The organism is Telmatospirillum siberiense (assembly GCF_002845745.1).
In the GTDB taxonomy this organism is placed as follows: Bacteria; Pseudomonadota; Alphaproteobacteria; order Rhodospirillales; family Magnetospirillaceae; genus Telmatospirillum; species Telmatospirillum siberiense.
Map to the genome: position 1 here is coordinate 30,025 of NZ_PIUM01000040.1, position 25,574 is coordinate 55,598.

29 protein-coding genes and 1 tRNA gene are annotated in these 25,574 nt (G+C 59.5%); 8 read left to right on the forward strand and 22 right to left on the reverse strand.

Annotated elements, in window-relative coordinates:
• Position 1: 1 nt before the first annotated feature.
• Genes CWS72_RS24015 through CWS72_RS24030 form a run of 4 tightly spaced genes read right to left on the reverse strand, consistent with a single transcriptional unit; the run spans position 2 to position 2,713 of the window.
• Positions 2–505, reverse strand: a complete 504-nt coding sequence (locus CWS72_RS24015) for a hypothetical protein (protein ID WP_101253197.1) — start codon at positions 503–505, stop codon at positions 2–4.
• A gap of 10 nt (positions 506–515) precedes the next feature.
• Positions 516–1,796 (reverse strand): secretion/conjugation apparatus DotM-related subunit, encoded by a 1,281-nt coding sequence (locus tag CWS72_RS24020; RefSeq protein ID WP_146002861.1) that lies wholly within the window; start codon positions 1,794–1,796, stop codon positions 516–518.
• Positions 1,796–2,263 carry a lytic transglycosylase domain-containing protein gene (locus CWS72_RS24025; protein ID WP_241911873.1) on the reverse strand — a complete coding sequence of 156 codons (468 nt, stop codon included), beginning with the start codon at positions 2,261–2,263 and terminating at the stop codon, positions 1,796–1,798. The genes CWS72_RS24020 and CWS72_RS24025 overlap by 1 nt, the downstream gene beginning before the upstream one ends.
• An 18-nt stretch (positions 2,264–2,281) precedes the next feature.
• A complete protein-coding gene (locus CWS72_RS24030; protein WP_101253200.1) occupies positions 2,282–2,713 on the reverse strand; it encodes a hypothetical protein in 432 nt (143 codons plus the stop codon).
• Between the two features lie 102 nt (positions 2,714–2,815).
• Between CWS72_RS24030 and CWS72_RS24035 the strand changes: the two genes are divergently transcribed.
• Positions 2,816–3,265 (forward strand): hypothetical protein, encoded by a 450-nt coding sequence (locus tag CWS72_RS24035; RefSeq protein ID WP_101253201.1) that lies wholly within the window; start codon positions 2,816–2,818, stop codon positions 3,263–3,265.
• 2 nt (positions 3,266–3,267) lie between these two features.
• Here the strand turns inward: CWS72_RS24035 and CWS72_RS24040 are convergent, their stop codons facing one another.
• The 5 genes from CWS72_RS24040 to CWS72_RS24060 form a co-directional block, all read right to left on the reverse strand.
• A complete protein-coding gene (locus CWS72_RS24040; RefSeq protein ID WP_101253202.1) occupies positions 3,268–4,251 on the reverse strand; it encodes an LPD7 domain-containing protein in 984 nt (327 codons plus the stop codon).
• 44 nt (positions 4,252–4,295) lie between these two features.
• On the reverse strand, positions 4,296–5,588 hold the full coding sequence (locus CWS72_RS24045) for a patatin-like phospholipase family protein (protein WP_101253203.1): 1,293 nt from the start codon (positions 5,586–5,588) through the stop codon (positions 4,296–4,298).
• 31 nt (positions 5,589–5,619) lie between these two features.
• Positions 5,620–6,165: a hypothetical protein gene (locus CWS72_RS24050; protein WP_101253204.1), complete on the reverse strand. Its 546-nt coding sequence runs from the start codon at positions 6,163–6,165 to the stop codon at positions 5,620–5,622.
• 7 nt (positions 6,166–6,172) lie between these two features.
• On the reverse strand, positions 6,173–6,643 hold the full coding sequence (gene icmW / locus CWS72_RS24055) for a type IVB secretion system protein IcmW (protein ID WP_146002862.1): 471 nt from the start codon (positions 6,641–6,643) through the stop codon (positions 6,173–6,175).
• Between the two features lie 67 nt (positions 6,644–6,710).
• On the reverse strand, positions 6,711–7,190 hold the full coding sequence (locus CWS72_RS24060) for a hypothetical protein (RefSeq protein WP_101253206.1): 480 nt from the start codon (positions 7,188–7,190) through the stop codon (positions 6,711–6,713).
• 339 nt (positions 7,191–7,529) lie between these two features.
• On the opposite strand from CWS72_RS24060, the gene CWS72_RS24065 reads away from it, so the two are divergent.
• Genes CWS72_RS24065 through CWS72_RS24075 form a run of 3 tightly spaced genes read left to right on the forward strand, consistent with a single transcriptional unit; the run spans position 7,530 to position 10,853 of the window.
• A complete protein-coding gene (locus tag CWS72_RS24065; RefSeq protein ID WP_101253207.1) occupies positions 7,530–7,850 on the forward strand; it encodes a hypothetical protein in 321 nt (106 codons plus the stop codon).
• A gap of 14 nt (positions 7,851–7,864) precedes the next feature.
• Positions 7,865–8,404: a hypothetical protein gene (locus tag CWS72_RS24070; RefSeq protein ID WP_146002864.1), complete on the forward strand. Its 540-nt coding sequence runs from the start codon at positions 7,865–7,867 to the stop codon at positions 8,402–8,404.
• 49 nt (positions 8,405–8,453) lie between these two features.
• Positions 8,454–10,853, forward strand: coding sequence for a DotA/TraY family protein (locus tag CWS72_RS24075; protein ID WP_101253209.1), 2,400 nt, complete (start codon positions 8,454–8,456; stop codon positions 10,851–10,853).
• Between the two features lie 135 nt (positions 10,854–10,988).
• On the opposite strand, the gene CWS72_RS24080 is transcribed toward CWS72_RS24075, so the two are convergent.
• From CWS72_RS24080 to CWS72_RS24130, 11 genes are all read right to left on the reverse strand, one after another.
• Positions 10,989–12,653, reverse strand: a complete 1,665-nt coding sequence (locus tag CWS72_RS24080; protein WP_101253210.1) for a response regulator — start codon at positions 12,651–12,653, stop codon at positions 10,989–10,991.
• A gap of 85 nt (positions 12,654–12,738) precedes the next feature.
• Positions 12,739–13,479, reverse strand: coding sequence for a hypothetical protein (locus CWS72_RS24085; RefSeq protein WP_146002865.1), 741 nt, complete (start codon positions 13,477–13,479; stop codon positions 12,739–12,741).
• A 17-nt stretch (positions 13,480–13,496) separates the two neighbouring features.
• Entirely contained in the window at positions 13,497–14,534 is a 1,038-nt protein-coding gene (locus CWS72_RS24090; RefSeq protein WP_158240804.1) for a sensor histidine kinase, read from the reverse strand.
• Between the two features lie 317 nt (positions 14,535–14,851).
• The gene (locus tag CWS72_RS24095; protein ID WP_146002867.1) at positions 14,852–15,907 is read right to left on the reverse strand and encodes a DotH/IcmK family type IV secretion protein; all 1,056 of its coding nucleotides are present in this window, start codon (positions 15,905–15,907) and stop codon (positions 14,852–14,854) included.
• A 13-nt stretch (positions 15,908–15,920) separates the two neighbouring features.
• The gene (locus CWS72_RS24100) at positions 15,921–16,598 is read right to left on the reverse strand and encodes a DotI/IcmL/TraM family protein (RefSeq protein ID WP_101253214.1); all 678 of its coding nucleotides are present in this window, start codon (positions 16,596–16,598) and stop codon (positions 15,921–15,923) included.
• A 75-nt stretch (positions 16,599–16,673) separates the two neighbouring features.
• Entirely contained in the window at positions 16,674–17,129 is a 456-nt protein-coding gene (locus tag CWS72_RS24105; protein WP_146002868.1) for a hypothetical protein, read from the reverse strand.
• A gap of 280 nt (positions 17,130–17,409) precedes the next feature.
• Entirely contained in the window at positions 17,410–18,345 is a 936-nt protein-coding gene (locus tag CWS72_RS24110) for a hypothetical protein (protein WP_101253216.1), read from the reverse strand.
• Positions 18,346–18,453: 108 nt separating this feature from the next.
• Positions 18,454–19,419 (reverse strand): hypothetical protein, encoded by a 966-nt coding sequence (locus CWS72_RS24115; RefSeq protein WP_101253217.1) that lies wholly within the window; start codon positions 19,417–19,419, stop codon positions 18,454–18,456.
• 3 nt (positions 19,420–19,422) lie between these two features.
• Positions 19,423–19,737, reverse strand: a complete 315-nt coding sequence (locus tag CWS72_RS24120) for a hypothetical protein (protein WP_101253218.1) — start codon at positions 19,735–19,737, stop codon at positions 19,423–19,425.
• A gap of 161 nt (positions 19,738–19,898) precedes the next feature.
• A complete protein-coding gene (locus tag CWS72_RS24125; protein ID WP_101253219.1) occupies positions 19,899–20,561 on the reverse strand; it encodes a hypothetical protein in 663 nt (220 codons plus the stop codon).
• A 119-nt stretch (positions 20,562–20,680) separates the two neighbouring features.
• Positions 20,681–21,148 (reverse strand): hypothetical protein, encoded by a 468-nt coding sequence (locus CWS72_RS24130; RefSeq protein ID WP_146002869.1) that lies wholly within the window; start codon positions 21,146–21,148, stop codon positions 20,681–20,683.
• 1,033 nt (positions 21,149–22,181) lie between these two features.
• Here CWS72_RS24130 and CWS72_RS24140 point away from each other — a divergent pair.
• From CWS72_RS24140 to icmJ, 4 genes are all read left to right on the forward strand, one after another.
• Positions 22,182–22,718: a hypothetical protein gene (locus CWS72_RS24140; protein WP_101253222.1), complete on the forward strand. Its 537-nt coding sequence runs from the start codon at positions 22,182–22,184 to the stop codon at positions 22,716–22,718.
• A 2-nt stretch (positions 22,719–22,720) separates the two neighbouring features.
• Entirely contained in the window at positions 22,721–23,257 is a 537-nt protein-coding gene (locus tag CWS72_RS24145) for a hypothetical protein (RefSeq protein ID WP_101253223.1), read from the forward strand.
• Positions 23,258–23,431: 174 nt separating this feature from the next.
• Positions 23,432–23,803: a hypothetical protein gene (locus CWS72_RS24150; RefSeq protein ID WP_101253224.1), complete on the forward strand. Its 372-nt coding sequence runs from the start codon at positions 23,432–23,434 to the stop codon at positions 23,801–23,803.
• A gap of 13 nt (positions 23,804–23,816) precedes the next feature.
• On the forward strand, positions 23,817–24,548 hold the full coding sequence (gene icmJ / locus CWS72_RS24155; protein ID WP_146002870.1) for a type IVB secretion system protein IcmJDotN: 732 nt from the start codon (positions 23,817–23,819) through the stop codon (positions 24,546–24,548).
• Between the two features lie 57 nt (positions 24,549–24,605).
• Here the strand turns inward: icmJ and CWS72_RS24160 are convergent, their stop codons facing one another.
• Positions 24,606–24,878: a hypothetical protein gene (locus CWS72_RS24160; RefSeq protein ID WP_146002871.1), complete on the reverse strand. Its 273-nt coding sequence runs from the start codon at positions 24,876–24,878 to the stop codon at positions 24,606–24,608.
• A gap of 588 nt (positions 24,879–25,466) precedes the next feature.
• Positions 25,467–25,543 (reverse strand) — tRNA-Met (locus CWS72_RS24165).
• Positions 25,544–25,574 lie beyond the last annotated feature (31 nt).

Below are 25,574 nucleotides of genomic sequence, written 5' to 3' on the forward strand. Positions count from 1 at the left end.
ACTAATTCATCCGATCGATGGCGCCGCCCGGCTGTCCGGAGGGCGCCAACGACGACGGTGGGGGAACCGATGACGGCGCCGCCGCAGGGGGGGCAGGAATGGGAACCCGCAAGGCCATATCCCGCCCGGCAGGATCCTTGGCCGCCACCATCTGATGGCGTCCTCCCAACGGCGAGAGGACCGCCAGGACGATAATCAGGGAAACCCACCCCGCCACGATGCCGCGAATGAAGGCCGAGCGCCTGATGGTCCAGCGAAACGCCTGCCATACGGCCGTCAGGGCCGCCTGTGCCTCCTCTCGGCTAGTTACCGCGATGCGTTCATCGGGTTCGTGCGACCGTGCCGACTGCCGGACCAGCCAGCCCCCGGAATAATCGTCAGGCCCGTCGTCGGACACGAACGCCAGACAATCCTGGCGACGGACCCAAAGCAAGCCCTGGCTCAGTTGCAACAAAACGTCTCCGTTGCGTCGGATGGCACGAGGAAGACTGGCCTTATTGGACATAGGGTATCCTTCAAGGGTTGAGATAGTTCCTGAGACCGATCGAGGCTTCTTCGACCATCGGCGTCAAAATCGGCCGTCCGAGGGCCGCCTCGCCCAGGAAATGCGCATACACCCCCGCGCATTCGGCAAAGGGAGTATTTCGACCATCGCAATTGAGGATCCAGAACATTGGCTTGTCGGCGAGGCGCAGCCACAGAAACTCTGATGATGGCATGACACCGCCGCGATCCTTCGCCCAGCGATAAACGGCAATCATCGCCGTCTCGACGTAGGCATGTTTGGCGGCAACCCCCATGGCCTGCTGGTGGAAAGGATCCTTGTGATCGGCAATGATCGCCTCGATCCGCCTCATTAGCGGCCTCGGGCGACTTGCCAGCCCTCGCCAGGTACGGATCGCGGCCTTCAAGTCGAGAGCCAGCAACAGCGCGCTTCCCAATAGGACTTTATGGGCCATCGTTTTGAACGCCAGGGATGACCGGTGCCAGGGATGGGCGCGCAAGGCGCCAGCCATCCCGCGTTTCCGTCCGGCTTCGGCCCACAGGACCGATAACTCCCCGAGGAACTCGCTGGCTTCGTCAACCCGGCCATTCCGCCCTTTTTTCCCGCGAGCTTTCAGGATACAGGCGGCGTAAATGGCCTTGAGATGGTCCGGCAGATGGTCCGGCCCTTCCCACAACACTTTGAGCTGCGCCGCGAAAGCCGCGTCGAGGGCTCGAGCGTCGAGCGTCGCCAAGGTGGCGCCAAGCTTGTTCTCCACAAGCCATTCCTCGGGCCGCAGAGGAGGGGCCCAGCGCCGCAAAAAAGGCTTTCCCGCTTTCACCGCACGCTTCCAATCCTCATCCTCCTTGATGGGATTGTCGTCGATGATCGGCGCAATGGCCGGCCAGACCTTCACCTGCCAGCGAATGAGACTTTCCAGGGAGAGCTGGCCGTGGAATTTCTTTTCCGGCGACATGATGTAAACCCGCAAGGCCATCGCGATCAGCAATGCGGCGGCCGGCCAACGAGTCATCCGGCCGAAATCCGCGGCGACTTCGCCAAACGCCTGGAAATCGACGTCGTCCGGAGAGATCTGATTCATCCATATTTCCAAGTCGCCAAACCGCTGAGTGAATGGCGACCATGCCCAAGCTTCGGCATTCCATACGGCAAAGGCCGCCCTGACGATCAGGCCGTGGCCGAAATGCCAGACGGCCCAGGCCAAGCCGCCGATTACCAAGAACGCCAGCAGCATCCCCATGCCGGAATCATTGCTTGACGCAGGAACCCCACCGGGAGCGGGATAGGCCATCAGGGCGTCTCCTCTTCCGAATGCAGCCTATTCATTGCCGCGCCGGGTCGCTGGAACACCCCATCTCCATACAGACGAACAGCCGCTTGGCTGACTTTCCGGATGTAATCGATCGCCAAGGGAGGGGTATGGGAATGATACCAGCCAACTCCCACCCAAAAATCGTGAGCCTCGACCATCCGTCTTTTCAGCAGCCAAGCCCCCATCTTGATATTGAAGCAGCCGTCATGGACCAGCCTGGTCGCCAGCAACCGCCTGTCCACTCCATAGAACGCCTCGAGATCGGGAAGATTCGAACTGTTGATTTGCATGATGCCGAGATCGACGGTGTTGTTGGCGTTCCGAACCACGCTGCCCACCTGCCCTCCTTCGACCTGCGCGATACTCCACAGGATCGGCTCGGGCAGGTCATACATGAGCGCGGCCACGTTCATGCAGGAAATGAAGGCCGCTGCGACGATACTCATCGAGCCCTCCCTTCTGCTTTAACGCGGCGGCTGGGCGGTCGACGACGTCGCCGGCTCATTGTTAAGAGGCAGAAGCGGATACCACTTGTCGATCAGCCCATCGACGACCATCGCGCCGTTTTTGACCGGCAGATCGGAAATCACCTGATAGAGACAAAGAAGCAGGACGCTCGACGGGAGTTTCGGCGGAGCGAGCATAGTCACCCCCATCATGCCGTCGCCATCGGCGGCCAGACGCGGGGCTACCGTCCACCCCCCCATGCGACTCCACAAGGAGATGGCCTCGAGACAGAACGCCGAGAGCAATCCGGACCGGCTGGCCGCTTCGGCCGGCGTCATGTCCAGGCCTTGGACGGAAAGCAATCCGCCCATGCGCTGCATCATGCGTCCGGTCGCCACCTCCAATCTCGTGACCTCGATGAAATCAGCCTCTTGGTCGGCAGGACGCATGCTCAAGCCTCGCCCGATTTGACCCGTCCGATGGCGAATCAGATTGATTAAACTAGCGCAATATATATACATTACACCGTTATATACTGAAAGGCATTTCTCATGCGCGGCTTCGGACCGGCTCTATTTGGCCTCTTTTTCATCTCGCTGCCAGCGGCGGCCCAATCGGTTTCATCACCGACTCTCACCTCGCCACTGGGTCAACAGACGCAGACCGGATTGAGCGGCGCCCTGGGTAGCTCGAATAATTCGTCAAGCGGCGGCACGGGCCAGGGACAAGGGACGAAAAAATCGGGAAACAATGGTCAGAATGTCGGCACGGTCACACTCCAAGAACCGGAAAAAGCAACTGTCATCGACGTTCCCAAACTGGGCCAGGTCACCCCGCAACGATATGACATGAAGGCCGAAACTTTCGCCAACGCACGAGGAGCTTCGCTCATGAACGAACTCGTCGATCCCGCATATCACGCGGAATCGACAACGGGTGCGACCGAAGTGACGGCGTCTTCCGAGGCTGCGCCCATCCCTGGCGACAACAGGCTGCCTTAAAGTCAGGGGCCGCCCGGCCGCATCGGCGATGGGCAGTCCTCGGGGTGTGGAGCAGTCGTCTCCCGCATCGCTTCCAAACGTCTCGCGACGATGGCCGCCCCGGGCTTTCCTGCAGACAGGGCAGAAACTGTCTGAGCCACAGAATCGGCCAGTTGCGGATCGGCCTCCCGCAAGATCTCCATCCGGTCCGGACAAACCGCTGCGTCGGCGGGTTCGCTGACAATCCAGGGGGCCAAACCGCTCCGACAACGCTCCCGGGCCGCCGCATCCGTGGCATAGGGTTCCCTTACCGCGAGACGCAACGCATCAAGACGTGCCGACTGGCTTTCACGCGCAAAAGCTCCGACCAGATCCCGGCTTGGCGTGTAACCGGTCAAGGAAACCCCTTGGCGCTGCGCTTCCAACCATACCGCTTGCTTGAATTTCTCGTCGCCCGCAGCGATCTCAATAGTATTCCAGCCTTTGGAGCGTGCAGCGGCCACCATCACCTGAACGGAGTCCGTTAGGTTTTTTTTGCTGGCGGTAAATACTCCGGCATTGGGATCGTGCCAGACCTCGCCACCACCAGCCACCGACAACTTGACCAGAGAGGCAGGATTTTTCTGTTTACGCATTTGCAGGATCTCGACCTGCTCGACCATATCGAACGCGAAATCAGGCCAGTTGGTCATCGAAACGGCGGCCAGTCGCCGCAGAGATTCCTGCTTCTGTTGACGCGCCAATGGATCGGGGCTCTTTTCGAGATTGACCGGTTGCCCGCAGCGAAGCGGCGGAAGCGGCTGAGACAGCGTTTCCGAAAGGGCGATTTCATAGTCGGAATAAAGCCACGACGCCTTATGCCGAGCCGTGGTCGCGCGGGTCGTTGTCAGACCGGCAGCATCAACGCCCCTGGAAATCGAACCCGCGGATGTACCGGGTTCGATGTTTTGTAGAGGCGCCGTCGTCCCCGACGATTGTGCCTCTATAACGGCAGGATTCGTCATCATGTCTCCTGATTTCAAAAGCGCTCCAGCCTGTCGGCCCTCAACGCTCAGGCGTTCGGCGCCATTCCGGCGGCATGCACTGAAAGCCCTTCCTCAATCTGTCGGACGGGGGCTCCGCCGATCGGGGCGTGCCCGGGGCCGCTTTCCATTCCCGCCTCCAGGACTCCCCGCCAAACGTTTTGCGCAGAGGGAAAATCGCCATAGCCAACCTCCGCGGCCAAGGTATCGCCGTTGGCCCGGATGGGTTGATTGGGAACCTTTCCCGCCAGCCAAAGATCGCAATATCCGGAAATCATCTCGACCTGCCATTGCTCCAGCGCATCCATGTCGATGCGGGTCAAGGCTTCGAATTGTTTCAGGGTCACCCCGCCTGGCGGCGACCACACGCCCGCGGCATCCCTGACCGGTTGAATCATCGGGCTCATCCGGACGATGCGGCTGACAGCGGGCATTTCCAAACCTTTTCCGCCCCCGGTCAGGGCGTGGGCGATGAATGTCGCGGCATCCGGCGGGTCATCGAGAATGCTGGTGGCGACCAATCGAAGATCATTGGCCAACCCGGGATGGCGCCGGCGAAGAAACAGCGGGGACGTCTCCTTGTCGGCGCCAGCGAGAGGCAATTTGACGCTTCCGGTTCCCAAACTCAGAACTCTGACATCCGAAAGATTTTGATCGAGTGTCGCCGCTTCGGTCAAAGCGGCCAAAAGCGGGTTGTTGCATCCGGCCATGGCCCCATCCCAATAGCGGTCGGCTCGGCCGGGAAATTCGGCCGGCGCGTCGAAATAGGTAAATGGCGCATTGGTCGACGCATGAATCGCCTGGGCCAGCGTGATCGACGCCGCCGCACCATCCCCCCAGTTCGGCCCTTCGGTCCTGGCCGACCGGAAAAAAGTGGCTCGGCGTCGATCATAGTCGAACGCGACGATCAGCATACGAATTGGATCGCCCGACGGACCACGAATATCCGCCCCCGCCTCGGCAAGTGTCTTGCCCCCGCAATTCGGCAGAAGTTCCCCAATAGCTTCAAGCTTATGAGCGGCACTGTATTTCGCGCCCAAACCAGTCAGCCGGCGCAGCAAGGTGTCGGTAATCTTGCTTGTCGGCGAAAACAGGTTTCGACGCGTTTCCTCGTCTTGAAACAGCGCGAGCACCTGTTTCAGGGACAAATCCTCCGCCAGTGCGCCGAGAACAAGGCTACCGCCCGAATTGGCGGCCACCAGATCGAAATCCCGGAGCACTCTGTGGCCGGTGGTGTTTTCACCGTACAAAGCTATCAGGGCCTTGACCTGGATGAGCGACCATACGCCGCCGCCATCAAGGGAAAGAACGCGAAAGGTCATCGTTCGCCCACCGATTATGTAAAGGCCCGCCTCATTGGAACAGTCCCTGAAGCGTTTGCAGCAGGCTGCCGGACGAGGACGATGTCGAAGACGTCGAACTGGTTGAAGACGTGGAGGTGGAAGACGAGTTGCTGCTGGACGTGGATGAGGAACCCGACGACGAGAGCGTCACCGAACTGGTGCTTGTCGATACACCCGAACTGCTGAGGATCGAATTGATCACGCTTGTCGGATTGCCCAGGCTCGAGAGCTGCGCGTAGCTCAGCGTCGAGTTCAAAAAAGTGTTGATCTCGCTCTGAGCCGCCGTGCAGGCCGCCTGTTCCAATGCCTGGACGAGCTGACTGACGTCGAACACGCCAAATATGCCGAATGACGCATTCAACAGTCCATTCAAGCAGCCTAACGTCTTGACCGAAGGCGGCATGGAGACCTTGCGCTTGTTGACCGCGGCAGCGGTCGCCTGCTGCTGTCGGGTGGCGACCGCTTGGCTGATCGTAGAGCAATCGACATAGGCGAACGCGCTGCAAGGCAGGCTTGCGAGTGCGCTGACAAGAACGATGCGACGCAGGATGGACATGTCGCCCCTACTCCGTGCTGGAAATCATTTCGAGCACCAGGCTGACCCTGGCCGGCGAAAACATCTGCTGCAACACGCCGTGACGGCGCAACAGACCAAGCGAGGCCCGCAAGGCGCGGGCCGACTGGAGATCATGTTCCGCCACTGTGCCGGTGGGACTGTCCGCTCCACCGAGGACGAGGCGGAATAGTTTTTCCCGTTTCGCGGCCAGCCAATGGAGACAGCGCAAACGCTGGCCGGCTTTCAGATAAGCCAGGACAAGTCTCAACCGCTCGACATTATCGGGCAACTCGAGGAAGGCCGGATCGATAGCCGCCACGTCGTCCAGGCGGCGTCCCAAACGAACCGTCAAATCCATCGCCTCGGGAGCTTCAATCGGCCACGGCTCCAGCGCTTCCTCCCGGCAAACGACGGATTGCAGTATGGACGGCTTGGCGTCCCACCACGATTGCAACGCCTCTGCACTCAAATTCGGCACGGACAAAACCCTAAAAGGTGATATTTGTATTTATTACACCATTATTCGCATCAACGCAAACATGCTGTCAATGGCTTGGCTTGGGAGACGAGTCCAGCCTATCCGAAAGATCGACCGTATTTTCGACTCCCCCGTCCGGACAAGGCGAAATCGACAAAATATGTCGGCGGGCTTCGGTCACGGGAATTGACAGGATGCCAGGATCCCCTCCACCCCGATCGGGAATGGAAAGGACATAACACAAGGTCGGCCTGATCTCCCCCTCGAAGGAAACCGAGGCGGTCGTCAACACACGCCCCGCCCTTCCATCCTGCAGTGTGACCGAGGCACCATCGAACCCGCCCTTCGCCAGCCGCTCATCGAACGGCAACATGTCGCGAACCGGGCACCGGTCATGAAAATGACGGTGCCGCAAGATCCTGACATCGAAGCGCGTGACGAACGCATCGCCAATGATCTCGTTGTCGACATAAGCGCATGACGGGGACATCCGGTGGTCACCGGTCCCCTTCAAAATGGACATAGCCTCCAAGGACAGATGTTCCATTGGAACTTCCAGCCACCCCCCGCCAGGATCGGTTAAAAGTTCGCACTCCACTTCATTCCGCTCCCACTGCTTGACCCTTAGGGCTTGTCGCGAAATTATCGCTCCAAATCCTAAGATTCCATATGACGCCTACGCTTCGCTACGGCGGGCTCAGGCGCCACTCGGGCTTAGTGTCCGTTGATTCGGTAATTTATCAACAAGCACTTAGCGGGCAGGAGGATACGAGCAGTTGCAGAAAAAACAACACGAGAGATTTTTCCCTCCCCCACCAACGGATGGATTCCTTTTCAGATTGATAGCGCATCGTATATATCATACACTACAACAAGAGAGGTCATTATGAACAATCAAATCACCCTGCCCACATTGGCGCTCAACTCGTTTGGGAACAGGCTTCCACGCGCCAAAACGGAAGATGAATCCAAAGACGCCGACCTGACCGGAGCCGTCCTGCCGGCCTTGTTCGGTGGGCAGAGCGCCGAAATGCTTGGACAGATCAACCAAGTCATGGGCGAAGCCGTTCATTACGCGCATAGCTATGCCGATGCCAGGGACGAGGCGACACCAGCGCAGGACCCGGTTTCCCAGGTCGATCAGTATACCAATACCTGGCTTGACCCGTACCGCGGCATGCGACCGGATTCTTTCCGGATCGGTTGAAAGGATCCCCTCCCGTGAGCAGCGGCAACGAGTCCCCCTCTCCGCCTGCGGACGGAAATGACGAGGCGGCAACAAGCCGATCTTTCGGCAAGCGCGTGAAGTCCATCGGTCGGGGGACCGTTCGCTATGCCGGACGCTTAGCCGCGGTCCCGGCGATCATCGGCATGGCCAAGTGGACCGGTCAGCTCGGCAAGACGATCACCGCGCCGCCGCGACCGCACCAACCCCGACGAGACTCCGATTTCATCGATTTTGATCAAGAGATGAGGCGCATTGGGATTTCCGCTGGGGACCTTGAAAAGAAGCGCCGCGAACTGCTGGTGCAAGCCTGGATGAGTCTGCTGGTCGCGGTTGTTCTCGTCGCCTGGGCCATCCGCATGCTGTTGTTGGCCTCCACAATATCCGACTTCGTCTTCGCCCTTATCTCCCCTTGCGCGGCGCTTCCAATGTTGGCTTTGGCGGCGACGGCCGCCTTCCGCCACTGGCAAATCCGCAAACGTCGTCTCGGCGGCTGGCACGAATGGCTGAGCACCCCATCCGAATGGCTACCGTAACTATTTATCACCTCCGCGAACAGGGAGGCGGCGAACGCCGCTGGTCGTGATGCCTCAAAACAAATCCTTCGCCATCGCGCTTCCGATCGTCGCCCTGGCAATCATCGTGCTAGCCCCCGGATTGGCATTGGCCGACACGAGCAGCAGCACGATGTTGCAAGACATCGAAACGGCGGCGACATCGACGCCACTGAAGACCTGGCTGGAGATGATTTACGGGCAGTTGGCCGGAGGAACGGCGACCACAGCCCTCGGCACCGCCATGGGGTATTTCAATGCCGGCGTCATGGGCATCGCCAGTCTCTATGTCTTCTACAACATGACGGCATCGGTCGCCCAAAGCGCTCATGAAGGCGAAATTCTTGGCAAACGTTGGTCGACGCTGTGGGCTCCGATTCGTTTGCTGTCCGGTAGCGTCGGCTTGATGCCGGTGGGTGGTGGCTTCACCATCGTGCAATCGCTGATGCTGCACGCAGCCCTGATCGGCAGCGGTTTCGGCGATGTTCTGTGGAGCAAGAGCGTCGACGTCATGATCAATGACGAAATCCCGCTCGCAACGCCCCAGTTGGACGCCCCCTATTCGCTGGCCAAAGGACTCCTGGATTCCTATATCTGTGTCTACACGCTCAATTACATCGCGCAATACGAGCAGACCGGAGTGACCCTACCCTACGAAAGCAGCTCATCTCAGTCGGGTACGATCACGAACAGCATGAACAAGTCCTGGTTCAGCGGCAGTATGACACCAGTGCAGGTCATCACTTGGCAACCCAGCAGCAGTTCCGGCTTTGACAATAGTACCTGCGGCAGCGTCAGCACCGCCTGGGCGGTATCCTACACCGCGGACGGCACCTCCGACGTAACGAGCGGAATCCTGGCGGCCCATGCGACGGCGCTCAACACGCTGATGACGTCTATGAACAGTTTGGCACAGCAGATCGTCGTGGCGTCCTATCCGGCCACAAGCAGCACGCAGTCGCTGCCGGACCCGAAATCCTCAACGGTCAAAAATGCGGTGCAGGCCTATGCCGACAAGGTCAACACGTCCGTCCAGTCGGCCGTCTCCAGCGCCTCGGGGCAAACCACGGCGCGGCAGACTTTGCTGGAAGCCGCCATTCAGCGTGGCGGATGGGTTGAGGCCGGCGCATGGTACATGTTCATGGTGCGGCTCAACGAGCAACTCCTGAAGGCGACCAGTTTTCTGCCGAAAACCAGCGCGCCCACCTATGTGGGCGCGGAGGGCTGGCTGACCAGCGGCACGGTCAAATCCATCCAGACTGCGGCCGATAACTGGTGGGCCATGGCTTCCTTGCGCGGCGCCAGCGACGTCTACCACAACCCGTTGAAAACGACTTCGAGCGGCGGAGGCCTGACCGGCGTCACCGCTGGCTCGCGCATCCGCAGCAATATTGACGACGTGATCGGCGAGACCACGAGCGGCGGCATGGACGGTCTGCTGAAATACTTCGACCCCTCCGGCGATGACAATGCGCGCAAGGATCCGATCCAATTTCTGATTGGCCTCGGGGAAACGTTGAAGGATGTGGGCCTCGGAATGATTGCAGCCAAAGCGGGAGCGCTTGCCGGCGGCATGGCTTTCGGTCCCGAAGCCCTGGCTGCGGTAACCATGTTCGACAGCGCCTTCGGTCCATTGCTCAACGGCATCGCCATGCTGCTTCTCGCCTCCGGCGCCACGCTGAGCTACGTCTTTCCGATGCAGCCCTACATTATTTTCACGATCGCCGCCTTCGGCTATCTGGTGCTGGTTGCCGAAGCCATTCTTGCCGCTCCCTTGTGGGCTTTCGCCCATCTCCGCATGGAAGGCGAAGGCTTGGCGGGCGAGCATGGCGGCAAAGGTTATCTCTTGATGCTAAGCCTTTTGTTCCGTCCCGCCTTGATGATCCTGGGCATGCTGCTTGGCATGGCCATGATCACGGTCGGCGCGCAAATCGTACATGACACCTTTACCGCAGCCATGCGCGGCGCATTCGGTGGCGGTCATGCCGTTATCGGCATCCTCGCCATGGTCATCATGATGGTCGTCCTGGTGGTCGTCCTGGCGGAACGCTGCTTCCAGCTTATCCACATCATTCCCGATCGCGTCCTGGCGATCGTCAGCGGCGGCAACGGTCTCGGCGACGAGCATCACTCCGAACGTGTCCGCGCTATCGCCTCTGGCGGCGCCAACCAAGCAATGCAGACGGTTACAGGCGGCATGCAACGAGTTTCGCTCATGGATCTCGGCAAGGCCAAGCAAGTGCAGGAACTCAGCCGGCAATTCCTGCAAAAGAATCCGACGCACCTTCCGACGGGCGCCGGCGGAATCCGCGGCATGACCGATGGCAGCCTCGCCGAAACGTCGTCGGAGGCCGGCGCCGATGCGACACAATCATCGGAAGGAAACAGTGTGAATCCGCAGACCCAGCCTCCCGCGTCGGGAAAAGCCTGAAATATGGTGGACTGCCGGACTCTGTGAACCATATCGCGAACTTTGGAGCAATCCGGCGGTTTGCGAGACGGCGATCGTAATGGATTGAAATAAGCTCCGAGGTCGATGCCACGAGGACGATAGGGCCATCGGTTCCTATCGCAGCAAGGCACGCGTAAAGTCGTCGGACGGCGCCATGGTATTGGCCTCCGACAGCACGTTGAGGAACACCCCGACGATATTCGGGTCGAATTGTTTCCCACTCATCTCCTTGAGATAACGAATGGCCTGTTCGGATTTCCAGGCGGGACGATGATGCCGAGGAGCGGTCAGGGCGGTAAAGACGTCGACGACGGACACGATGCGCGCGCTCAAGGGAATGGCGTCGCCGGCCAAACCGGCGGGATAGCCTCCGCCATCAAACCACTCATGATGGTTTTCCGCGCACTCGGCGGCGATCTGCATGTATGACGGGCCTTCGATGGCCAGCGCGACTTCATTCAGGATATCGCGGCCGATCGTGGTATGCAGCCGAATTTCCTCGCGTTCGTCCGGTAATAAGGGTTCTTTCTTGGTCAGAATCGCGTCTTTGACGGACACCATTCCGATGTCGTGCAGGATCGACGCAAATCCGATGCATCCCGCCAGATCATCCTGTTCCAGCTCCGGGAAGATTCCCTTGGATCTCAGCCGACGCACCAAGGCCATGACCAATCTCTCGAGATTCGATGGATGGCCGCCGGAGCAAATTCCCTTGTAGTCGGCGATCTTGGCCAGAGCGAAGACCACGCCCTTCTGGAGACCTATCATGCGCTCGAGAAGGTGGACGTTGGCCAATCCGACGGCGATCTTACCGCACAAGATTTCCAGCAGATTGCGGTCGAGTTCGGAGAGAGGCCGTTCCCATTGGACATAAGAAACAATGACCTGGTAGGGACTGAAGTCGAAGTAGGACACCCGGTAACGATCGGATGGCAGAGCGGCATCCCGGCGATGCGCATTGCGGATGATGTCGGCGACGTCCCGGGGCACACTGCCGGAAACGGTTTCCCCTGCGCTGGCGGCAAACAAACCGGACGCGGAAAGCACGACATAATCCGCGTCACCTCCCCCCATCGACCGTCCTAAGCAAAGGATGGCTCCACCGTTGTTTCCAAGCTGCAGCAGGTCATCGATCCGGTGAACGGCCTCGACGGCGAAGTCCGCGATCATGCGATGACCGAACAGCGCGGAGGAGGCGTCCAGCACCTTCACCAATCCACGACGATTGGCCTCAATCTGCACGATATCGCGATAACCACGCAAAGCCACGGTTAGCGACATGGTCAGCCGCTGGGCCGTCAATTCCGTCTTGGCCTTATAATCGTTGATGTCGTAATCGAAAATGACCTTGTGCTCGGGCACCAAACCCGGATAGCCCGTGCGCAGGATGATCCGGACAGCCTGGTTGCCCAATTCCTCGCGAATGAAACGAACAAGCCTAAGGCCGGCATCCTCCTCTTCCATCACGACATCGAGCAGGATGACCGCGATATCCCCGGTCGCGGCCAGAATCGCCTCGGCCTCGTGACGCGAGGATGCGAACAGCAATTCGACGGACCGGCCCTCGAAACAGAAACCGCCGAGCACGAAGCGTGTCAGCTCCAGCACGTCCCGGTCGTCGTCGACCGCAAGAACCCTCCAAGGCACCCTGGAGGGTTCGGCAAGGCCGGCCATCTCCGGAGAGACTGGGGCGTTGGCAGGAAGTTCATCCCAGAGAAGCTGGACATCGTCACCGGACGAAGCGGCCGCGTCATTCGGCAGATCGCTATTATTGCTCATATTTATGGTCCTTCTATTCGGCAGCTATCCAACTCGACGCAGAGCCGATGGGATCGTCGGCCAGTCACCATCATCACCTACCCGATTATGGTCTTGGCGGCTCGTATCCCTCGTTGGAGTCCTCGGCCAGGGGTTGCCTCGGCTCGATAATGTCGAATTTCTCGAGCAGGCCCCGCATAGCCTCTGCCAAAGTGATAGCCTGCATGGCCCATTTGGATCCATCGCGTTCAGCCATCTGGCTCAACAGGCGCGTCGTATCGACAAGCGTCTTTTTTTCGGCGTCGCTGAGATTGTCCGGCCCGAACTTCCCAAGACTGCCCAACACTCCGCTCAACTGCTGCTTGGCCGAAGAGAGGGTAGCGCTATCGCTCTGCTCCACCAGGCGAAGATAGCGCGGATTGCTGCGAAGGCGCTGCATGTTCGCTTCGGGAATCTTTTCCCCCCGCAGTATCGCAGAGAACAGCATGTCGACCCACTTGTCCTCGATCGCAGCGCTGACCGGATCGAAGAACGGTGGCGGACGCGTGTTGATCGTCTCGTAAGCCTTCGCGTCCCATGTCGATGACGGGGGAACGCGCGGTTTTCGAACGGGATTGCGCGGCGTACTGACCAGTTCCGGGTGCAGATCCGCCAGCAGGGCCGCCTGGATTTGCGGTGTGCTCGCAATTGTCCTGCCCTGGATTTCATTCGCCACGCCAGGGAGGCCGAAGACCTCTTTCAGCACGCTTTCCGGAAGCGAAGACATGGGTATTTGGCCGCCCGCCAACAGCGTCCGCAATGCCAGGGGGGGAAGCAGCCAAGCTTTCAACGAACGACTGGGTGTCATTGGATCTTCCTCTCCAATCAACCGCGCGACGCACCCGGCGCGATGGCCCTGGTCGCCGCGCCGGGAAGCCGTCTTGGAAACATGATCTGGAACTGGACGCCCTTGTTTTCGGTGCTGCTCATGTTGAGAGAACCCCGCAATACCTTGGTAACAAGGTTGTAGACCACATGCAGCCCCAGTCCCGTACCGCCACGGTTGCGTCTAGTGGTGAAAAATGGATCAAATACACGAGTTTGAAGGGATTGAGGAATCCCCTTTCCGTCGTCGGAATAAGTCACCAGAACGGAGTCATCTTCGCCATATTCCGCGACGATCTGTATGGCTCCTGGACGGTTTCCATCGAACCCATGCATCAGGGAGTTGGACAGAAGATTGGTCAATATCTGTGACAGGGCCCCGGGATAGGTATCGCAACTGATGCTCGCCCGGCACTGGGCCGAGATCTTGACCGGACGGCGCTTCCATTTCGGGCTCATCGCCACCATGGTCTCGTAGATGGTCCGCCGAAGATCGAACTGCCTCCGTTCCCCGCTGGCTTGATCGACCGACACCTGCTTGAAACTCTGGACAAGATCAGCTGCACGCGATGCATTCATCTCGATCAGACGGGACGCCTGCCCCGCATCTTTGAGAAAATGTTCGAAATCGGGACGCCGCAAGACCTGACCGGTCATTTTGGCGTCGATCTCGCGGACCAGATCGGCGAAATGACCCGCCGTTCCCAATAGGACTCCCAATGGCGTACTGATCTCATGAGCAATCCCGGCCACCAATCCACCCAGCGAAGCCATCTTCTCGGTCTGGATCAGCCTTGCCTGCGCCTGCTGGAGTTCCTCGTTGCGGGCCTCGAAAAGAACCGCCAGCGCACTCAACAGAACCTGCATATTAAGCACGCCGAACTGTCCATCGGCGAAAGTGACGACCACCGGGTCGTAGCCGCATTCGCGGCGGCGTGACAAGGCCATACCCACCGCCGTCTCGATATCGACGCGCTCATCAATGACAAGCGGCGGCCAGCGGATCTGCCCCAGCAAATGGCCAACCGAACGGGACAAATGAAGCTGCCGCCCATACGGGCGAAGTATGGTCATCACAAAGTATTCGCGGGAAATCATTCCAACCAGTTGCCGTCCGTCAACGACGGTGACACCAGGTGCGGTCGCCATTTTTCTGAATATCTTCTCCAGTTCTCCACAGGGATAATCGACCGGCACCGAGGTCAGGCACATGGGCAGTTCGCCAACCCGATTGGCGGTACGGAGCGAAAGGCTGCCATGTACGATCCGTCCCGCCCTGTCAGGGACCGGCACGACCTTAGGCAAAGGCTTGATGTGGCTCCGTCGGCGCGTCTTCCGTCCAGCCCCGCTCGCAATCACAGGCCGTCTTTCCTTTTCTTTGGCGAAGCCATGACCTTCGCCACCATTTCATTGGCCGGATCGAGACCGATTCTCAGCGAGACGACTTGACCGTCGGCAGACACCAGAACGATGGGAGTGTCGTCAAGCAGATAAGCCGCCATCTCGCCCGTCCGCACACTGCCGATCCAGGCCGGAGAAAGGACCGGCAAGGTCGTCCGCAGATAGACCTGGTCATTGATCCGCCATGCCTGGGCAGGTCCGCCTTCGACGGTCAACGGTTGGGCGCCATCCGGGGGAACTCCGGTCAGCACCGCCATCAACAACTGACTTCCCTCCTCGGGAGCGACCGAATCGGCCGGAGTGGTCGTGATGATCGGCGGCTTGGCGTTCACTCCCGCCGCGTTGACACGAACGCTGAGGCTGGACTGGTAACTATTGGTCCCGGGAGCGAACCCGATCTTGATCGGTGCCGGAGCTCCCTTCAGTACGATGGAGAGATCGGTATAGGGCTGCGGGACCGTCGACACGACATTGATAATGTTGCTGTCGTGAGTTTGATCTCCTCCCTTGGTGACCTCTATGACCGCCGCACCGGGTTTAATCGCCTCGACAGGCCAGGGTTCGCCGGAACGGTCGAAAAACACCAACGAGGTGACCCGCCCCGTTCCCAGCTTGATCTCGGGAGGCGGCGAACCAGGGTCGAACGATAAGGAAACCGCGCCGGAGACAGGTTTCAGCGGAACCACCGGTGCCGCAGCGGCATGCTGCAGATCGTTCGTGCGCTTCTTGAACTCGCGGATTTCCTGGGGGGTCAAAGGTATCGATTCGTCGATCACGTCCTTATAGGCGGATCCTCGCAAATCCGGTGGCATGGGCAGCAGAGCCGGCGGAGGGCTCCCGGCGGCGTTCCGCCCCGCCGCATTGCCATTACTGTTGTTACCGGCCGGAGAAGCCGCGTCGGTCGACGCCGGGGATTTGCCGGTATCCTGCGCCACCGCGCAGCCGGGCCACAGCATGGAAAGCAACGCCAGACCGGCCGCGACAGCTATGGAAGAGAAAGACAAAGCCACGACACAGCCCTTTCTATTGATCGGTTTCCGCCGCGGTTTGCGAAATCATCGATTCGATGCCGATCCCCTCGGGGTTCTCCAAGGTGTTCATGCGCACGATCGTAACCTTGGCGAGCATCCTCTGAACCTTGGTCGCCGAGGCGGTCTCATAGGAAACGTTGAAGGGGAAGCGGACGACCCATGTATAGACGCCCGTCTGGGGCGAGACACCGCGCTCGATGATGACCGGAGGCTGGCCGGCCAGAAACCCCCGGGTAATCACCCGGCCATTCCGAATAAAGTCGAGCGTGCCGCCACTCTGCAACAGTTCCAAAAACGTTCTCCAACCAGCTTCCGTGAAAAATGGGCGAGTCCGCTCGTAATCAGCTCTCCAGGTGTCGTGACGCACCGTGTGGGCTTGGGTAACGGCATCGACCGCGAAATTGAGGATCCTGTTGTCCGTGAGATTCGGTTTGTTCAGCGGCACCATTTCCGTCAACGAGCAACCGGCGCCAGTTGGAAAATATCGAGGCTCGGGTCTCCAGATAATCAATCCCGCAGCCAGGAACACACTGACCGCCACGGCAGCGGCCAGGGCGATGTTCAACCGTGTCGCCCGGCGATATCCATCCCGGTAGAACTCATAGCGGGTGAAAACCGTTTGAGCCGCCCCCGAGGACTCGGCGGCGGGCGACTGGGACTGGGATGACATCAGCTCAGCTCATTATAGGTATATTATATATATAGTATACTATATAAAAGGTGCAAGCTCAAGACAATTCAAGGCTCAGAAGGCCGCCCGCTTGGCAATGCGCCAAGCGCCGGACAGATGCGTGATCGTCGTCATCCCGTCATTCAATGCCGAAACCCGGCCTGCGCAGGTGGGGCAAAGACGGATACCCGCATGTTCGCTCCAGAAATGCTTGCCACACTGCGGTCCAAGACATTTGCGTAGTTTGGCGACGGGCTCCACGGGCGGGGGCGGCAGGTGATCGGCGGGTGTTGGTTTCGGAAGTTTGGGTGCCTGCAATTTCGACGAATCGCGCGGCGGGAGCCCCAGGCGTGTCGCCCGCGTGCTGATTGACGCCGGACTCCGCACGATACCGAAGCGCTCGAAAAGCATGGTGGCGATCGATGACCGGCCCAATCCCGCCAGCCAAAGGCGGCACAGCATCGCATCGTGACTAAGATTCCAAGGATCGGTGGTTACGCCTTCGTCAAGAGCTTTGGGCAATGCAGACACGGGATCCTCCTAACCCACCCTCTGCCGAATACCGCCCACGCCTGCTTTTTCGGGCGGCACGCGACAAATTCGAGCATCCGCAACTTCAACGAGCGACCGCCAATCGAGCGAGATCCGAAGCGGCGCGACATCGACCAAAATATCCACTCGCATAGTATATGCCAAAGGACCGATATATGACATTTGGCATCATCGCAATAACAATTTATGTAAAATTTACCTTAATTTATCGCTCCCCAGATCACCTATCGAATTGCCGATTCGACACATGGCATCCTCTCTATTTTAATTTCAATTCTTGCTCCAAGTCCGGCTGCAGTGTCCCATTGCAAGAGGCAGTCCGGTTTTGCGCCAGTTTCGTGGCGACCTGCTCGGAAGGACTGCCACCGGCTTGCGCCTCCCTGAAATTCGAAACCGCCGGGTCCGGTTGGGCACCGTTCACCAACTGAGGATCGTTCAACCCCGCTCCCTTGGCCTGGCTATGCATTGATGGGGCATCGGCTCCGTGCTGCTGATGATGAAACGGATTGACCTTGTCCCACCAGTGGCCGTGTTTCGGCTTGGGTGCGGCGGGTAGGGCCACCGACGGCAGTTCCATCGCCTGCATCTGCTCCAGTGGAATTTGTGCGTCGAGAGGCTGTGTTTTCAATTCCGGCTGAGGCTCGGGCGTCGCGGTGACAACCACCGTTTCAGCTGGAATCTCGATCGGCTGGACATGGTGATGCGCGTGGTGGTGAACGGCCGGATGGGGATCCGCAGCCGTATTCGCCGCGGCGGCTTGCAGACCGGACGGATGCGCTTCGGACGCGGTCGATTTGGACGCCGAAGCGGCGGCGGCACCTCCGTGCTGCCCGCCGTTTTGGGGCGTCGCGTCCTGCCGATGTCCCAGGTAGGCGCCCACGACCGCGCCTTCCGGACCGGCGATCACCGCGCCCACGGCGGCCGCCCCGACAGCATGCTGGTTCGCCTGAATGAATTGGGCGCCGGCCTTGGCGGTATTGGCCGCCTGCTGACCAACCCAATTGGCCGCTCCGCCGGCCGCTTGCGCCACACCCTGTGCAGCCGAATTCACCTGTTTGGCAAGATATTCACCGGCCTCCACGTCAGCCTTGTGAAGTTCCTCCGCCGCCGCCCCGATATGTTGCCAAACAGTCTTGTCCTCGTTTGGCTTGTTCGACGAAGACGGACTGGGTTGAGGGAGGGTAGCCATCGACATTCCTTTCACAGATAAAACTCGCGAGGCCCGTCGGCACTCGGCCGAACTCGCTCGGGCAAGCTAATGGACGGTGGTGAAAATACAAAACATTCACCATAAATATCCCGATCATCGGCGACCAGCCCCCGGAACCGGCCCATCTTCACCATCCTCCCCGGACAGGAGATCGCCCGACGGCCGCGCCGATTGGACATGCGTCTCGGTTTTGTCGACCCGCATGCAAAGTGTGGAAAGAATGGAAAAAGCCGCCGCGGCCATAAGAAGCGGATTGCGCTCCCACAAGGCGGCTTTGGCGAGCCCGATGTCGCCAGCGGTAAACAGGGCGGCCGTCAGATTTTTCGACGTCAATATACCGCCGGAAAACTTCTTGGAAAAGGCCTGCAACTTCCTGCCGAGATCCCCCATGTCGGCATTCACCGCCACGGCATGACTGGTCGATGACGCGACGTCGATGATCGGCGAAACCTTTGTCGATTTCTCGGAACCGCCGCCACTTTTAGGTCTCTTGAAATAAAGCCTTTTCCAGTCGTCCTTGCCCAGGAGAACGGCGCCGCCGGCGATCGCCAGACCATCGACGATCTCGCCCACCGATCGCATTTGCGGAGAGGTCGCCCCCGCTCCAGCAAGCGCCATCGATACCCCCTGCACAACCATCATGGCGTTGGCGACCGGAGCCATCCGCTCGCCATAGACGGAAAGCAGCGTTTCCAGAGCCATGCCGGAAAGGCCAGACAACGCGACCATCGGATCGCTTGAGATGCCTCCCGCCGCCATCAGAGCGACATCGCTGGCCAATCCCGCATAACCGAAGGCCCGCATGGGGTCGGCCTTGACCCACGTGACCAATGCCTGATAGCTGTGAACGGGACTATGGGTTACGGCGAATGCCGCCCCCGACACGGTCGAACGGCCCATCTGGGCAAAGGACCGGCCCAAAGAGGGCAACCCCTTCCTGACGAAATCGGCGACGGCTCCATGGATCGCGCAGATACGGGATTTGCTCTCCCGAACGTCGAGAACGGCTTCTGCCGCCGTACCTTGCGCATCGTGACGGACCAGAACGGGCGCGGACATCGCCTAATCTGCCAATATCGCATCGAGATCTTCCTCGAATGCGCTATTGGCCCCATAGATCCGCGCCATTTCCTCGTGCACCTGCGCGGGTGGCCGGCGGCCGGCACCATGGCGCAGGATGCGCCCCCAATCGTTGAGACGATATTGCCCGCTTGCTTCCGCCGCCTTGAAATCCCCATACCTACCGGGCGGAATTGCGACATAGGCCCAGAAGTCCCGCGCATGCACGGTTCGCCCCTGGACCAGGACGACGATATCTATACAAGCATCGACGATATCCCTGAATTCCCGTAATTCAACGGACTCTGCCTCACTCATCTCATGACACCCCTTGGCACCGCCCCCCAATTCCGAACGCCGTTCGCCGACGGCGGTGATCCCATATCAAAATTTAATAGTGAAAAGAAACTATCATACACCATCAATACGAGGCCATATCCCGATTGTCAAGTTCCTGGCCGAAACCGGGCGCGAGGCGATCATCCGGCCGCAGCCACCGGCGAAGATTGCCCCGGCGTGACCGTCGCGGCTGACGGAGATCCGGCCACCACGCGAATCGGTTGACGATCTCCATCATAATAGACTCGTGCCCCATCAGGGTGAATCATCACTGTCCCCGTTCTCTCGCCAAGGTCCAGATCATAAACGCCGGAAGGAAGCTCCCCGATACCGATTCCGGCAGGGACTCGAACGTCACTCTGTTCGACGAGAATGGCATCATCGGCCAGTACGATGAATTTGGGTTCGTTCGATGCCTTCCGCTTGGCCGACGGCCGGCCGCCGGCACGATCCCATTTCGGATGCGGCCCGAAGGACTTAACCAGGGCACGCATCGTGAACGTCTTGTAGACGCTCACGCAAGCGACGATCTCGCCCGTCTTGCGGTTACGGACCCAGCTAGTCCAAACCGGCTCGCCCTTGGCGTTCTCACCGGCGATCAGCAAGTGATCGACACCAACCATATCAAGCGCGGCTTCGAAATCCCCCCATGATTTGATTTCGCCGTTGGCCACGCCCTGCTGTACCTGGGCACATTCCAAACGCATGCGGGCGAAGCTCTCCGTAACCGGAGGCAGAGTTGGCGGAGGCGAAGAGGACTGCTGCGGCACCAGATCGTTCAGCGCACAGGTCTTGCGAAACAACGAATCACCATCACCTCCCTGCGATGCCGCGTCGGCGGCATGCGTCCCCCCTCCCGCTTTTACCGATTTCGCCGCCGAGAGGAATTTTCGCACGAACCACATGGTAACCACTCCCCAAGTCAAGCCGTTGCCGTCAGTTCGCCGGCCGTCATGCCGTCAATCTCGTTGATGATTTGCAAACGCGCCAGCAAAGAGCCGGTATCGATAATGATCCGCGGCAGATCGTCGGCTCCGTATTCGGCCTCCACGACCGTTACCGCCAAAGAACGTCCGGAAGCGTCGATAGCCTGAATATCGCGCAACAGCGACCAACGACACGTTGCTTCCGTCCATTGTATGCGGATGCCCAGCCCATCGAGGCAAAGGCAGTCGTCGACCCGTCGCGGCACTGCAGTCGGCAGCACCAGATCGAACAGATTGTCCATTGAGGCCAGCGCGCCCGAGGCACCGATGGGCAAAGGAGCGGCATTGACGATGGTGTCATTAGCCGCTGACATGAAACCGCGCCCTTCGCCCTCCGGTTCCGGTGTTCCGCTAATGGCGAACAGCCGCTTGGTCGAACGACGCGCTAGGTGAGGCTGAGGCATGCGAAGTTCCTTATGCAGATCCCCTTTGCGGGGTGCGTTCCTTAATTATAAAATAGCATCTTATATATATTGTTCGCCATCAACAAGCCAATTCCCACGTCCCCAACCAACAAGAATCGGATGGACCATCCCGTTAAAATGGTGTATTAAATTTATAAATCGCCATTTTATTATGAAATTCAGCAGGCGCAGGATCGTGACGAATCCGACAAACGACATGTGGGAACCAGAAGACTTCGTCACCCTGGACGGCCGGCCGGTGTCGTCGGACACGCCTCATTCGGCCAGCACATCCACGGATCGCCGCTCAGCCCGTCTTCACGAAGGCCTGGACGGCATCCCGCCTTTCGACCCGCCCGGCAGAAGAAGCGGCGTCGATACCCAGAGCATCGATCACTCCGCCAAGATTTACGATGAACATTCGCGCCATAGCGCGGACGGCCTCGAGTTCGATGAACCGGTACTGGACGCGATCGAACCGCCCATCGGTGATCCTGGCGCTTATCGCGCCCCCCCACAAGGTGAGCGCGCCGCAGATGCCGCACCTCCAAGGAAACGCGCAAATAAAACGGCCACATACATTTCATATGGAATCTTCGCGCTGGTTGGATGTGGTGCACTATATATTGCATATGCTCGGTTTCTGGCTCCAAGGTCCGGCCCCCCGTCACAACCGGCCGTACTGATCACTTCCGGGGCGCCGAGTTCCCTGCCTCCGGCTGTCCCTAAAGCTCCCATCGCGACCCCCCCTAATACCTCGCCCACCGGCGGAGGGCAGCCAAGCCCGGTCAAACCGACACCCGGAGCCCAAGGAACGTTCCCTCCGGCACTGGCATCCCTTCAGCAACCCGGGCAAACGCCATCCGTGCAACCCCCGCCCCCCGCCCTCCAACAGCCACCCCTTCCTGGGCAGCCAGCGCAAGCCGCGCAGCCCCAACTCCAGTTACCGTCCCTGACCATGCCGACCGACCGACCAAGGCCATCCCCGCCTGTCGGCACTCCCGGCGTCCCGCTTCCCGCAGCCCAGGACGGGTTGCCCAGCACGACCGATTCCGTCAGCACACTTTCGACCAAGGAATTAGAGGGATTGAAGGCCGACGTGGCATCGCTCAAAGGATCGATCGAAAACCTCTCGCACTCGCTGTCGACGGAAACCGCCGCCCGTGAAGCCGCAGAACGCCGGGCCGACACATCGGCGGCAGCAACATCGCCCTCCCACGCAAGCCAGCCGGCCAAGACGGCGCGCCCCACCGTGACTTCTGCGAAACAACCGAAATCCCCCTCCCAATCTGCGGGCTCGCGTGCGGCGGAACGAAAACATGCTCGGAACCAGATCCAAGCGACCAGGATTGGCCGGCATGGCAACACCGGCCCCATGCCGCCGCCCTTGACGCTTTTGTCCGCCATGCCCGGCGAAGCGGTGGTCGACCAGCGCGGAGCGATGCTCACCCTTCATGAGGGCGACGCGATCGAAGGCTGGGGCAAGGTCACCGCCATCGGCCAGTCGGCCAGTGGAAGCTGGGTGGTGACGACGGCCAGGGGCATCGCGGCCCAGGAGCAGGGACGCTAGCCATGTCGACCGATATCCTGGAAAACTTTCTTTCGACCCTCAGCCCGTTTTTTACGCTGATCGGATCCGTCTGTTGGCTCGGTGGGCTGAGTTTGGGCTCAATCGCCTTTTATCACGCCATCAAAGTGCATGACGGTCAGAGTCGCTCCGGCTGGAACGGCGTCGTCGCGACCATGTTCACCGCCATTGTGCTGATGAATCTACCCGGCTTCATGAGCGTGGCAAGCCAGACCCTTCTGGGCAGCAGTACGGGGCTCGATGTGACAAGCACGAAGGCCTTGGATTACGCCAGCCAGATCAACACAACCGGAGACAGTTCGGTTCAAAAAGGATTGGCTGGTGCGCTCTATTACGTTCAGTTCATCGGCTGGATTGCCGCCATGCGCGGGTGGTGGATGATTCGCTCGGCGGTTCACGGCGTCAGTCAGGTCACCATCGGCGCGGGTGTCGTCCACATCGTCGCCGGTGTCATCGGTGCCAACATCACCGTCTTCACACCGATCATTTCGAATTTTCTCGGGGTCACGAGCGGGAGCTGACATGACCGCCATCGCCGTCCTCACAAGCAGCTCCCCGCCCCTGATCAAGATCACTCCGGAGGTCGCCTTGCCCATCCGCCAAGGCGTCAGCCGTGTGTGCCGGAGCCGCCGGCCCATTCCACGCGGCATGCGTTTGACGTCCACAATGGCATAATTCTTTGAACGGAGACTGATATGATCAATAAGCTCAACCGCAGCCGCGTTATCGCCCTGGCGACGTCCCTGTTGTTCGTCGCCAGCGATGCTTTCGCCACCTCGGACCTTTCCACCCTGGCAACCAGTTGGAAGACCACGGCCAGCAATCTCTCAGATACCGTCGGGGCCGTCGTTTTCCTTCTCGGTATCGGCACCGGTCTCGTCGCCGGCCTCAAATTCAAGTCGCATGGCGAGGATCCCCGTCAGACCCCGCTGAAGACCTGCCTGATCTATGCGTTGGCTGCGGCGGCCCTGGTCGGCCTTCCGACCTTCCTCGGCGTCGGCGTACAGAGCCTTTTCGGAACCTCGACGAACCTGACCTCCACCAGCGGCCTCTCCTCGGTTCAGTGAGCAGGCGGCGCCGATGGCCCCATCGCCACATCAGGGTCCTCGCCTCCCCCCCTTGCTTCTCTCGGCCAGCCGCGAAACATGGCGGCTGGCCGACGACGAGCATGAAGCGGCCGATGAGCGTTACAGAAGGATCAAGCCGGCGATCCTCAAGCGGGATGGCCATGTCTGCCAATATTGCGGGTTCCGTTGCGCCCGCTACCAGGAATGCCACCATCTTTCCGGCGACCACGCCGATAACCGGCCGGAAAATTTGGTGACGATTTGTTTTTTCTGTCACATGACATTTCACGTCGGGCGGACGGGGAACGCGATTTCCGGCGAAGCTCAACTGGTCTGGTACCCCGAACTCGGCCAGACGGCGTTGAATCACGAGGCGCGTGCCGTTTACATCGCCCTGCAGTATGGCGACGACGCCCTGCGAGAGGTGGCGCGCTCCGTGCTGGCCTCCATGCAGGAACGCTCCAGTCTGCTGACGGGCTCCGACTATCTTGGAACACAAGACGGCAGCGTCCTGGGTGAAGCGCTACTGCGCCTGTCGCCCAAGGATTATGCCCGGCGGGCGGAAACGCTTGCCGGGGTAAGGCTATTCCCCATGGGGCGCAAACTTCTAGGTGGTGTGGACAGGTTCCGAGAAATCTTGGATTTCTGGGTTTCGGATCATGGCCCCTACCATCGGCTACAGCCGGATGGCTGGCGAGCAATCTACGACGCCTTACAGCCCCGCCCCCCTTCGTCAGCCAATTGATTTTGGTTTGCGCGGCGCCCCTTTGAAAAAAGACGCGCCGTTACTTGAAGGACGGCATCAACTCCGTCTTTCAGCGCTCCACTGCAATATGACGCCCCTCGACCACAACGGCCCGAATGCCCCCTGCTCGGTAACCTCGGGAAGCTGGGATGAATTGTGTTGCAGCAGCCACTCGATCATCGACGGGGCGATGTTCAAGGTTCTTGCCAGGCCGGCGATATCCATCAGATCCGAGATCCTTCCCACATCCGACCCTTCGGCCTCGCCAGTAAGGACGTTCAACTCTACGGGCATCCGCCGTAACGGATTGCGGTTGGCTGATTGTGACATGCACGACCTCCAATTTTTGGATATTCAAAGTATTACTAGGACGTAGATGTATTAAAAAAAATTTATTGCAAAAAATTGGATACTCAAACAAAATTATTGAATATATTATAATAATGGTTTTTTATATATTTAGTATACAATTATTTCAAACAAAAAACCACTCCCCTCAATCGGCAATAGGGGGGGGTGCCTTTGTAGGCGCAAAACGCATTCGTCGAGAGCTTCAACGGCGAGCTCAGAGACGAATCTCAACGAGACGCTTTTCAACGTCATTGCATCAGGCCAAAGCGGTCCTGGCGCGTTGGAAAGACGATTAAGGCCATTCGCCCTGGGCGGAGCGACGCCCGCTGAGGTGGCGGCAAAATCGAAAACTGCAAGCCTGGCCGGGGCATGCCCCAGCCAAGCTTGCAGTCATTGCCCACATCAGGCAAACAGGATGCGACTCCACTTCTGAATGGATGAAAGAAGGGGAGCAGGTCAGCCAGACTTTTCTCCCGGATGATTCCGATATGATTCCGGAGGGTGTTGCCCAGAACAGCAAAAAGCCGTTAGCTAAGTAGCTAACGGCTTGTTTGTATTGGTAATTTTTGGTTGCGGGGGCAGGATTTGAACCTGCGGCCTTCAGGTTATGAGCCTGACGAGCTACCGGGCTGCTCCACCCCGCGGAAGTTGGGTGGTTGTTTAGATTTGTTATCG